This window comes from Labilibaculum euxinicum (assembly GCF_009795715.1).
GTDB lineage: Bacteria > Bacteroidota > Bacteroidia > Bacteroidales > Marinifilaceae > Labilibaculum > Labilibaculum euxinus.
This window is the reverse complement of the sequence record NZ_WTCR01000006.1, coordinates 1-11,064: the sequence shown is the minus strand read 5'-3', so window position 1 is coordinate 11,064 and position 11,064 is coordinate 1. Positions and strand designations below refer to the sequence as shown.

The 11,064-nt window shown below is 36.8% G+C and carries 10 protein-coding genes; 6 read left to right on the top strand and 4 right to left on the bottom strand.

Annotated elements, in window-relative coordinates; translation table 11 throughout:
• The first annotated feature begins 227 nt into the window (after nt 1-227).
• Nucleotides 228-1,193: a hypothetical protein gene (locus GQR60_RS09180; RefSeq protein WP_124992635.1), complete on the top strand. Its 966-nt coding sequence runs from the start codon at nt 228-230 to the stop codon at nt 1,191-1,193.
• A gap of 122 nt (nt 1,194-1,315) precedes the next feature.
• Nucleotides 1,316-1,585 carry a 4a-hydroxytetrahydrobiopterin dehydratase gene (locus tag GQR60_RS09175; protein WP_124992634.1) on the top strand — a complete coding sequence of 90 codons (270 nt, stop codon included), beginning with the start codon at nt 1,316-1,318 and terminating at the stop codon, nt 1,583-1,585.
• Here GQR60_RS09175 and GQR60_RS09170 read toward each other — a convergent pair.
• A complete protein-coding gene (locus GQR60_RS09170) occupies nt 1,582-2,421 on the bottom strand; it encodes a prephenate dehydratase (RefSeq protein ID WP_124992633.1) in 840 nt (279 codons plus the stop codon). The two genes, GQR60_RS09175 and GQR60_RS09170, sit on opposite strands and share 4 nt — an antisense overlap.
• Before the next feature lie 626 nt (nt 2,422-3,047).
• Here GQR60_RS09170 and GQR60_RS09165 point away from each other — a divergent pair.
• On the top strand, nt 3,048-3,542 hold the full coding sequence (locus tag GQR60_RS09165; protein WP_124992632.1) for a TlpA disulfide reductase family protein: 495 nt from the start codon (nt 3,048-3,050) through the stop codon (nt 3,540-3,542).
• Between the two features lie 11 nt (nt 3,543-3,553).
• Entirely contained in the window at nt 3,554-4,153 is a 600-nt protein-coding gene (locus GQR60_RS09160) for a thioredoxin family protein (protein ID WP_124992631.1), read from the top strand.
• A 92-nt stretch (nt 4,154-4,245) separates the two neighbouring features.
• Here the strand turns inward: GQR60_RS09160 and GQR60_RS09155 are convergent, their stop codons facing one another.
• Together GQR60_RS09155 and GQR60_RS09150 are read right to left on the bottom strand one after the other, a co-directional pair.
• Nucleotides 4,246-5,193, bottom strand: a complete 948-nt coding sequence (locus GQR60_RS09155; protein ID WP_124992630.1) for an NAD(P)-dependent alcohol dehydrogenase — start codon at nt 5,191-5,193, stop codon at nt 4,246-4,248.
• A gap of 566 nt (nt 5,194-5,759) precedes the next feature.
• A complete protein-coding gene (locus GQR60_RS09150; RefSeq protein WP_124992629.1) occupies nt 5,760-6,332 on the bottom strand; it encodes a nitroreductase family protein in 573 nt (190 codons plus the stop codon).
• A gap of 133 nt (nt 6,333-6,465) precedes the next feature.
• Here GQR60_RS09150 and GQR60_RS09145 point away from each other — a divergent pair, with 133 nt between their 5' ends.
• Entirely contained in the window at nt 6,466-7,731 is a 1,266-nt protein-coding gene (locus GQR60_RS09145; protein WP_124992628.1) for a metallophosphoesterase, read from the top strand.
• A gap of 917 nt (nt 7,732-8,648) precedes the next feature.
• Here GQR60_RS09145 and GQR60_RS09140 read toward each other — a convergent pair.
• Complete coding sequence (locus GQR60_RS09140) at nt 8,649-9,350, bottom strand: DNA-binding domain-containing protein (RefSeq protein ID WP_124992627.1); 702 nt, start codon at nt 9,348-9,350, stop codon at nt 8,649-8,651.
• 698 nt (nt 9,351-10,048) lie between these two features.
• Between GQR60_RS09140 and GQR60_RS09135 the strand changes: the two genes are divergently transcribed.
• Nucleotides 10,049-10,807, top strand: a complete 759-nt coding sequence (locus GQR60_RS09135; protein ID WP_124992626.1) for a hypothetical protein — start codon at nt 10,049-10,051, stop codon at nt 10,805-10,807.
• Nucleotides 10,808-11,064 lie beyond the last annotated feature (257 nt).

Here is an 11,064-nt window from a genome sequence, read left to right as displayed (position 1 = left end):
TTCTATTTCACAAACATTTAAATTGTTCATATCCGAACACCAACTGTACGATACCCAACACTACTAAGACTCAATAAAAATAGCTAAAACCCTCACTACACACTGACAAACATACAGTTAGAGTTGATGGCACAAATACTGATGTATAAAAAGTGCAAAGCCACTGTGATTCAATACGAATCATAACTCTGTTAATAATCAGACAATTAACTAATTAACCAACTCGAATGAAAAAATATAGTTTTATATGGATTTTCCTGTTTCCAGGCATAGTATTAATGTCTTGTTCATTGAGTATGGCAGAATCATATGATCTTAAAGATATTGAGACTATCCTAAAGGAAACCAAAGCGTTATGTCTTAAGGACAATGGCATGCTTTGGGGAAGAACTCTCGATGTTCCAATTCTTTTGGTTGATAAAGAAAATGGACGAATCTACTCAAATAACAATAGCAAAAAGTTAGGTTTAAACTCCTATAATGAAATTTACACCGGTATTCTCCCAAATTTTGTTGATGTAATAAAAGGACCAGCCAAAATCGGCAATCAAATTTGGGCCGTTATCCCACTGCCCTTACCTGAAGATAAAATTGAAAGACAGTGTATTATTCTTCATGAAGCTTTTCATTGTGTTCAACCTGAAATGGATTTAAAACCAGAACCTTATAACAACAAGCATATGGATGAAATGGAAGCCCGTTTTTGGTTGAAGCTTGAATGGAAAGCTCTTGAGCTGGCTCTGCAAAGTGAAGGAGAAAATAAAAAACAGGCGATTACTGATGCGCTCTGTTTTCGCCATTACCGCAGAGCTTTGTATGGCAAATGTGACGGCTGTGAAAATCGATTTGAGATTCACGAAGGCATGGCGGAATATACAGCTCAAAAATTATGCAGAAACGATAAAGATTTAAAGACATATTTGCAAAATAAGCTGCACTCAATGTGGGAATCTCCATCTTTTGTAAACTGCTTCGCTTATTTTTCCGGACCTGTTTATGCATACCTTCTTGACAAAACGGAAACTAACTGGAGAACACACTTAGGCGCCAAAGATGATATTGCAGCGATAGTTCAATCGGCCTATGAAATATCCTTACCGTTCGATATTTATATGGAGGCAGAAGAAAGATCAGTGCTTTACAGCGGCGCCCAGATAATGGGCGAAGAACTGGATCGCGAGCTCGCATTATAAGAACACTTTATCAAACTTTCAATTAAGAAATCAGATACGGGGCAACTTAATTAAGTTGTCCCGTTTTTTCTATTTACTTTGGTTTAGACTTTATGTATCTTTAAATACTAAATGAAAATATCATGAATATATTATTGGATCAGGGTTGGAGTGAAATAGACAGTAAATTGGTTAAAAATTATGAGTTGCCAAACTTCATTGAAGCAATCAATTTTATAAATTTAGTGGCTGCCGAAGCTGAAAACATGGATCATCATCCAGATATCAAACTGTACAATTATAAAAATGTACGCCTAATTTTAACCACCCACTCCAAGGGTAAAATCACAAAAAAAGACATTATTCTTGCCAAAAGCATCGACAAAGTTTTTGACTCGATGAAAATCTTTTAGGTGATCACAAGACCTTTGTTGTAAGTACCCAATACTTGCATTCCTTTCGTGTAAGCTGATATTTTATCCAGCGCATCCCTAAACTGCCGGGGTCCCTGAAATTCCAAATCGACATGAAAAAAGTATTGCCAGTTGATACCAGGAATGGGCAAAGATTGAATCTTCGAAAGATTAATATTTTCCTTGGCAAAACAATCCAAAATATAAGACAAGCTCCCCGGTTTATGACTGGTACTAAAATATAATGATGCCTTATTGTATCCTCCGTTTGGAACAACATCTTTCTGTCTCTTTAAAAGAAAAAAACGGGTTTGATTGTCTTTTATGCTTTCAATTTCCTCAGCTATAATTTCCAAGCCATACAATTCTGCCGGATAATCACCGGCAATAGCTCCCACACCCATCAATTGATTGTCTCTTACATTCTTCGCACTTAAGGCCGTATCCTCCATTTCCACCAATTTAATATCTGGATAATCGTGAAAGAAAGCACGACACTGATGAATTGCCATTGGATGCGAATGAACTTCTTTTAAATCTTCAATTTTTTGCCCGGGCAAAGCCATTAAATTTTGCTTAATTCTCAGAAATATCTCCCCTTCAATTACAAGACCGGAATCCTGAAGAAGCCCGTAATTCTGCAGAATACTTCCGGCAATAGAATTTTCAATCGCCATAATTCCTCCATCGCATACCGATTCATCCTGTATTAATTCCACAAGTGTGGCAAAATTACCGGCAGGAATAATTTCAACATCTTCTCCGTAATAGGCATTGGCAGCCAAATGGTGAAAACACCCCTCAACTCCTTGAATTACAATTTTTCTTTTCTCCATGGTTATAGTTAGATTTTATATCACAAAAAAGAGTCCTAAATAATCAGGACCCTTTGTGAATAATATTACATTTTATTTCATTGGAATCCTGTTCTTCTCTCCGCTAAAAAAGAAAAAAATAAAAAACCAACTATTAAAAAATACTGTTTTCATCTGTTTATAATTTTAAGTTTTTGTCATATGGTCCCGAAAGCTTTCGGGATTACCATGCTGGAATAGTCATCTCAATGTTTATCAAAACACCTATAACATGGACGTTTCATATAGTCAAAAAAAAAGAGCCCTTACAGAGGCTCATCATCAATTAAATAGTACGTGAATCCTCTTCTAACAACAGTTGCTAAAAAAGAAAAATCGCCCGATATGGATATTGTTATTCATACTTTCTGTACTAATTCTTTTCAAAGGTAAAAAAATATTTCATACAACCTGACAATTATCATTCTGATGCACAAAGTTGTGCTGTTAAACCACTCAATTTTACCATACAGCAGCTAAGTAATTCTTCTCAACACCCGCACAATCCTCTTGCAACCGTAAATTTTAACAGATCAATAACAACCGGGTCTGTTCTTTCTCAATCAATAATAGTATATTTAATACCTCAACATCTTTATATATAGAAAATGAAATTTAAATACCAATTATTACTACTTAGCTTGCTTATTATTTCTATAAAATCAGTGAGCGCTCAGGAAATAAAATCCTACAATTTTAATGAATTGGAACCTATTTTCCATTATCAGAATGATACCACTTACGTGATTAACTTTTGGGCGATGTGGTGCAAACCATGCGTTGAAGAACTCCCCGAATTTGAAGATATCCGTAAAGATTATACAGATAAAAAGGTGAAAGTAATACTGATTAGTCTCGATTTTGGAAAAAATACAGAAGATCGCTTACTCGGCTTTTTAAAGAAAAAGAATATAAATGCTGAAGTTGTTTTGCTTGATGATCCGGATGCAAACAGCTGGATTGGAAAAGTGGATAAAAACTGGGATGGTGCTCTTCCTGCAACTCTTATCTATAAAAAAGGGATTCGAAAAGTTTTTACCCGTCAGATTTCGTACGACGAATTGGCGGGCTCAATTGATAAATTAAATAATCAACCGAATTAAAATTTATAATTATGAAGAAAGTATTGATTTTGGGTCTGTTTATAGTGGCCGCAATAGGAATACAAGCTCAAGGCTACCAGATAGGCGACAAGGCGAAAGACTTTAAACTGAAAAATGTTGATGGAAAACAGATTTCGCTCGCCGATTACAAGGATGCCAAAGGATTCATTGTGATTTTCACATGCAATCATTGCCCTTATTCTGTAGCTTATGAAGATCGGATTCTCGAAATTGACAAAAAATACAAGGAAAAAGGATTCCCGGTAATTGCGATCAATCCAAACGATCCGGAATTGTACGAAAGCGATTCTTTCGACAATATGATTGTACGGGCAAAGGAAAAAGGATTTACATTCCCTTATCTGATGGATGAAACACAGGATGTATTTAAGAGATTTGGCGCAACCAAAACTCCTCACGTTTTTATCTTAAGCAATAAAAGCGGAGAATACACAGTAGAATATATTGGTGCGATCGATAACAATTACAAAGACGCATCTCAGGTTACAAGCACATATGTTGAGGATGCTGTGGATGCACTCTTACAAAATAAAAAACCGGAAACTACTTCTACAAAAGCAATTGGTTGTGGAATTAAAACCAAAGGATAAAGAAAGTATCAAGAAAAAGATCCGGGTATCAAATGATGCCCGGATCTTTACTAAAATTCAATTGCATTCCAACCTGCTGAATTGGTTCCTGTTTATTCGGCAATTTTTAAAGAGAGCTTTCCAACCACCCTGCCCGTTTCACTGTACTGATGAGCTTTGGCAACATCCATTAAATCGTAAGATTTATCGATGTAAGTTTTTAAAAGACCTGCATCAACAAAATCAGCCAATAATTCGAGATCTGCCTTACTTTCCTGCACAAAGATCTTCTTCATTTTTTTCGAACTAACCAGATTATGAATAGATCCGAGCAAGAGAATATTAAAAGATGGAAGTGTAGTCACAAAAACCCCACCCCGCTGCAAAATATGTTTTACTTTTGAATATTCCTGATTTCCTACCACATCGAAAAAAATGTCATACTCTTCCTGGAGCGAAACAATATCTTGTTCAGAATAGTCAACGACCTGATCGGCACCTAACTCTTTTGCAAATTGCACATTTCTGTTACTGCACACCCCTGTAACCTTGCAGCCGTAAGCTTTTGCAATTTGAACTGCAAAAGACCCAACACCTCCCGAGCAACCATTCACCAAAACATTCATTCCTTTGCGGATATTACCCATGTTCCGAAGTGCCTGCAGTGCTGTTAATCCTGCCAAAGGCAAAGTTGCCGCCTCTTCAAAATTCATTTTTTGCGGTTTTAATGCCAGATGGCTTGCAGAGGTAGCTACATATTCAGCATAGGCACCATTCTTTGTAATATCAATTTTCCCAAACACCTCATCGCCAACCCGAAAGAACTGTACTTTTTTGCCTATTTCGACCACTCGTCCGGCTATATCACCTCCTAAAATACAGGGTAATTTCTTTCTCATGAATAGCTTCAAACTGCCTTTACGGATTTTCCAATCGACCGGATTTACTGATGAAGCATAAACCTCAACCAAAACCTGTGTGTCATTTATCTGCGGGCGGGAAAGATTGGCAATCTCCAAAACATCCGGCGTCCCGTATTTTTTCATTACTACCGCTTTCATCTGTTTATAATTTTAAGGTTTTGTCAGATGCAACTCCCAAATTACACTCAATATCCTGTGTGTAATACTTTTTACATGGTTGTTTCATATCCTAAAAGATTACTGATCCAAGACTCTCATAATGAATTTCTTGTACGTAAATCAAGTTACAACAAGTTTCCTGTATTTTCAAAATAAAAAGGCTTACCCCTAAGGATAAGCCAAGTCTATATTCCAAATCAATTGCGTCCTAAACGTTTTTTGAGAATAAGTATTAATTACTTCTTTTATAAAAACTTACAGCTCGTGATAATCTTAAGGGGTACAATTTAAGTTAGGTATTTGATTGGCATCTTTTTTAAAGAGCTTTCGTTTTAGTTCAAACCTTTAGTAAGACCGGGAAGCTGAGAACTTGTTCGAAGATCGCCCGTACGCACTTAGGTTTGAATTAAATAAGGAAGTTTTTTAAAAAGATGCCTTGAATTTCTTTGCTTCGTTTCTTGTTTCAAGACAAGAAATGATGTCGGGTTTGGGCGGAAAGCCCAATTGTTAAAATCAATTAGGACAATATTGATTCCAAATACATTTTATTTCATATCGTCCCAATCGCCATCGAACAGAATTTTATCCAAAGAGCGCCGCTCCCTTTTACTCGATTCCATTTCCCTGATATTTTCGGGCAATTGCATTGGATCGCCTCTATAACCAACAGCGATCATTGTTACAATATCAAAATCGGAAGGAATTTCGAACATCTCACGAGCCTTTTCAACACTAAAACCAGCCATTTGATGCATATATAACCCCATATCTGTTGCTTGGGCAGACATATTTCCAATGGCCAGACCTAAATCATGACGTGCATGAAGATTTTCTTTTTGATTCTGAGCAAACTTTTTTGCAGCTAGTGTAAGAATAATCATAGGTGCTGTTTTTACCCACATCTGATTAAACTCTACCAAACAAGACATCAGTTGATTGTACCGTTCCGGGTAATCTTTTGTTGCGTAAACAAACCGCCATGGTTGTTCATTAAAACAAGACGCAGCAAATGATGCTGCCTCGAATAATTTTTCAATCTTGTCTGGTTCAATTTCCTGATCCGAAAAGGCTCTTGGACTCCAACGTTTGTCTATCAATTCATGAATTTTCGCACTCATTTCTCTATAGGTTTATAAGGGTTACACTCCTCTGAAGATAAGTATATTTTAACAAAAATTAAGGACTTGCTTGTATTTTATTGTCTATATTTGGGCCTATTTAATAATCAATGAACCACTTATAAAAATCTGGATGAAAGCAAGTGTATATTTATTGATTCCTCTGTTACTATTTATGCTGTTGGTAGATATTTACACCTACCGTGGCATAAAACCTCTGATTGCCAGAATAAAATATTCGCTGGCAAGACAATCATTAACCATCTTGTTTTGGGCTGTTTCAGTTTTAGTTTTTGCCGGTTTTACCCTGTTCATGTTCGGGATTAAGCATGTACAACAATCTGAAACCTACGTTTATGTTGGATACCTGGTAGCTGGTTTTTCATTGTTTTACATTCCAAAGTTTGTATTTATACTTTTCGTTCTATTAAAAGATATACTAGGGGCGATTGCAGGAATCATTAATTGGTTCGGGGAGAGAAAGAAAAAAAGTGTACCACAATTTAATTCGAAGAGAAAAATGGAGAGATCCGAGTTTTTGTATCAAATGGGATTGGTTTTAGCAGCCATCCCGTTTGCATCCATATTATATGGAGTAACCAAAGGGAAATTTAACTACAGGGTAATGCGCGAAAAGATCGGTTTCGATCACCTTCCCAAATCATTTAAAGGACTGAAAATCGTTCAAATATCAGACATGCATCTGGGCAGTTTCAATAAGAATTTTGAGAAAATTGCCAAGGCTGTTGAACTGATCAACGAACAGGAAGCGGACCTGATTCTATTCACAGGCGATTTGGTAAATAACTTTGCCGAAGAAACAGAAGGATGGGCTCCTATACTATCCAAAATGAATGCTAAAATTGGAAAATATTCCATCATGGGAAATCACGACTACGGTGATTATTCGTACTGGAAATCTCCTGCCGACAAAGCCGAAAATTTACAGGCAATTAAGGATTTCCATAAAGATATGGGCTTTAAACTGCTTTTAAACGAATCGGAAACCATATCATTAAACGGGGAAGAAATTGCACTGGTTGGTGTCGAAAATTGGGGCAAACCTCCTTTCCCTCAGCACGGCGATTTACAAAAAGCAATCAACGGATCAGCCAATATCCCCTTTAAAATTCTGATGAGTCACGATCCTTCGCATTGGGATGCGCAGGTTCTGGATACGGATATCGCCCTTACCTTCTCGGGTCATACGCATGGCATGCAGTTTGGACTTGAACGGGCTGGCATAAAATGGAGTCCGGTACAATATAAATATCCTCGCTGGGGCGGATTGTATCAGCAAAGGGATCAATACCTTTATGTGAATCGTGGCTTTGGTTACATCGGATTCCCCGGCCGGATTGGTATGCCTCCGGAAATTACTTTTGTGGAACTGACCTAATTGAACGCCGATTTTAAAATTTTGTATATTGAGGATGCGCACTTGCGTATCCTTTTTTTTATTCTATACTGGAATTCCTGCAAAACACCAGACAGTATCTTTGTTTTTGAAGGAAGGTTTTCCACTCTATATTTCTGTACCTCATCCCCGGCCCTTCTCCATCAGCAACTCTTTATACCCAAATATTCGCTTTCCCAGGCAAGTGTTTGACTGTAAACCAATTGCGTCCTAAACGTTTTTTGAGAATAAGTATTAATTACTTCTTTTATAAAAACTTACAGCTCGTGATAATCTTAAGGGGTACAATTTAAGTTAGGTATTTGATTGGCATCTTTTTTAAAGAGCTTTCGTTTTAGTTCAAACCTTTAGTAAGACCGGGAAGCTGAGAACTTGTTCGAAGATCGCCCGTACGCACTTAGGTTTGAATTAAATAAGGAAGTTTTTTAAAAAGATGCCTTGAATTTCTTTGCTTCGTTTCTTGTTTCAAGACAAGAAATGATGTCGGGTTTGGGCGGAAAGCCCAATTGTTAAAATCAATTAGGACAATATTGATTGTAAACCTAAGCACCCCTCCGCTCTTCGAACATTTCCCCTTAAAACGGGAGAATCGTTCACAAACAAAATCTTCCCATCTTAAAGGGAACACTACACCCCTGTACTATCTGGTTTTAGAATCAACACTGAAAGAACCCGAAAGAGTCTTTTTTTTGTACTGCATTTTTTGAATTCCCTGTTCGATTGCCGGACTACTACTAGTCCAGGTATCGGACAAGTACTTGTACAGGTATCGGACCACTACTTGTACAGGCATCGGACAAGTACTGGTCTTATTCTAAAAACAGGTATAAGTGGTAATATCCTGACAAAATAAAAGCCAATTCGTAAAAAATTGGCTTTTATAACAATCAATAAAACAATTAACTAACAGGTACAAGATCAATTAGCAAACGACCTGCTTTAATATTTTTACGATTCTTTTTTGCCGCTCTTACCTCTACCTGAAAACTTCCTGTTTTCAAGGCTTCAGGCACAAAAAACAACAATTCAGAGGGTTTGTTTTTCACCACATTCACTACTTTGGTTGCCGCACCATCACCCGCGATAAAAAAGATTCCCTGATCGTCATCTTCCCCATCAAATTTTAAAAGTGATCCTTTTAGGGAAGCAATCTGACCCGGACTAAAGGTCTCGTTTACGGCTTTGGTTTTTAAATCGGTAAATTGTTGAATTACTGGCTGCGCCACAGATATTTCCACCTTGCGCAATTCGATATTCCCGATCGCTTCGGACAAACGATGGCCGGCATTCAGCTTCAAACGAATAGAATGGCGTGTTTTATCGAAACTATCGCTCTGGTTAACAAACACCCCCGAAATACTCGGATACACCTTAAACAGCTCGGTGTTTACATTGTTGCCACTGGCCACGGCCTGCACCACAGCGTAATTAAATTCTTCGATTACCGATAAGGCCTCAGCCTTGGTTACGGAAGAGCCTTTGCCAATCATTTGCTCAACAATTTGCTCTGTGCCAATGGTTTCGTTATCGGTTACCATGCCCATGTAATCATCTGGATCATCAGTTAGATGATTCGGAATTAATCCGTATCTTAACGTCATAATTTGAAAAAATTATATAAAAGGGACAGGGTCCGTTGGCTGCATTTCCTACCCGCAAAAGTTGAAGATGCTCGGCCAATGGGTTGCCTGTTTTTTTTTGCATTGTTAAAAGGCGGCTATTTGTTGCCAAACCCCCTCCCCACGTAACAAAAACAGACTGAAACTATTTAATTATCCCCACATATCAAAACCATAATTGGTAAAACAGATCCATTTTTATGCTAATAAAATACTTCAACCCGCGGCACACTTTCTGTTTGCAGGGCTTTTGAGGAAAAATGTAAAAAATGTTAAATTTATCAGATTCACCAAAATACAACACAACAGCTCACAGCATACAAACAGACATTTATTCCTGACTAACAACAATAAATACTAAACAAATCAATTTTCCTTAATAAAGCCAAGCAGGCAACACAAGGCACAAACCCCTGACTGCGAATCCTTTCTTCACTATTTATATTGATAATTAATAAGCGAAGCTACTTTTCTGTTTATATTTTATGCTTACTTTTAGAGGCGACTGTGAAAAACTACAGAATGTGAATCCTCTTGATGAACTATGGAACAAGACTTAACCAAAAGGTGCACAATACATGCCATATGGGTATGTATTGTGCACCTTTTTTATTTGATACAGTAGAAATAAGTGCACCTATGGTGCACATATAATAAGTTGTGTTTAATACAAAAACAAGATGCTTAGAACAATAATATTACAGCCATACAAGAAAACTGAAAGAAGAAAAGTTGTGAATGCTTTGGATGAATTATGTAGTCCAAAGGATAATTACGGGTGGGCTTCTGCAGGAATTTATGTTTACTGGAATTATTATACAAATGAAGTTCTATATATCGGTTTAGCTGTTGATTTAACCGAACGTTTTAAACAACATAATGGGTTCTATCCAAGCATCGACAGAAATACTTGCAAATACGAGCAGATAGAAGAATATTTTAGGAATCATGAAAAATTAGGATTCTCAATTATTGTTCAATCACCACTTTCTCAACCAGTGACATCTAAATTAAATAAAGAATTTACCGAACAATTTTCTCCTATAGAAAGCTACATTGGAGACGAAGGCTTGGAAGCGATAAAGCATCAAGAAGGAGTTCTAATTGAAGCTTTTAGGAAGAAAAATGGAAATATACCTAAATGGAATAAAATGAATGGTTCTATTAGTGGACAGAACTCCGTTAAACCAATTAATTATGAGGCCATAAAGGTAATTTCAAATAGAAAAGATAATATATTACTATCCAAATCATCATTGTTTGAACTTGCTGAAAGTCCAACTTTAGAGCGTTATGAAAATTTTTTGCATGCTGTAAGAATACTTGCGCCTCTGTATGGGGAAAAAAGAGCAATTGAAGTTTTAAGAAGAGACTCAATAATTGATACATACGGACAAATGATTGAAAACGGATATTTAAATAAGAGGCTTGAAATATAAAGTACTAAACACAACAATGTATATACAAAATAGGCGAAATAGTAGTAAATTCAACGTTTGTAGCCCGCTTCAACTTCATCACGGTTTGATAGGTTTGAAGCCCGCAATCGCCTACTTTGCATATACTCAACGTCAGACTGTCTAAAAACCTTGATAAGTTGTTGATAAGTTATAATTGCTGTATTTGGCAGGTTTTCAACACTTTGTTATCTTATGGTATGAGATTTATGCAAGGACAAGACAGAACACAAACTCAT

Excerpts from the sequence above, each read along its gene's own strand:
- GQR60_RS09180 (WP_124992635.1), top strand. The coding sequence starts at position 228 with ATGAAAAAATATAGTTTTATATGGATTTTCCTGTTTCCAGGCATAGTA.
- GQR60_RS09175 (WP_124992634.1), top strand. The coding sequence starts at position 1,316 with ATGAATATATTATTGGATCAGGGTTGGAGTGAAATAGACAGTAAATTG.
- GQR60_RS09170 (WP_124992633.1), bottom strand. The coding sequence starts at position 2,421 with ATGGAGAAAAGAAAAATTGTAATTCAAGGAGTTGAGGGGTGTTTTCAC.
- GQR60_RS09165 (WP_124992632.1), top strand. The coding sequence starts at position 3,048 with ATGAAATTTAAATACCAATTATTACTACTTAGCTTGCTTATTATTTCT.
- GQR60_RS09160 (WP_124992631.1), top strand. The coding sequence starts at position 3,554 with ATGAAGAAAGTATTGATTTTGGGTCTGTTTATAGTGGCCGCAATAGGA.
- GQR60_RS09155 (WP_124992630.1), bottom strand. The coding sequence starts at position 5,193 with ATGAAAGCGGTAGTAATGAAAAAATACGGGACGCCGGATGTTTTGGAG.
- GQR60_RS09150 (WP_124992629.1), bottom strand. The coding sequence starts at position 6,332 with ATGAGTGCGAAAATTCATGAATTGATAGACAAACGTTGGAGTCCAAGA.
- GQR60_RS09145 (WP_124992628.1), top strand. The coding sequence starts at position 6,466 with ATGAAAGCAAGTGTATATTTATTGATTCCTCTGTTACTATTTATGCTG.
- GQR60_RS09140 (WP_124992627.1), bottom strand. The coding sequence starts at position 9,350 with ATGACGTTAAGATACGGATTAATTCCGAATCATCTAACTGATGATCCA.
- GQR60_RS09135 (WP_124992626.1), top strand. The coding sequence starts at position 10,049 with ATGCTTAGAACAATAATATTACAGCCATACAAGAAAACTGAAAGAAGA.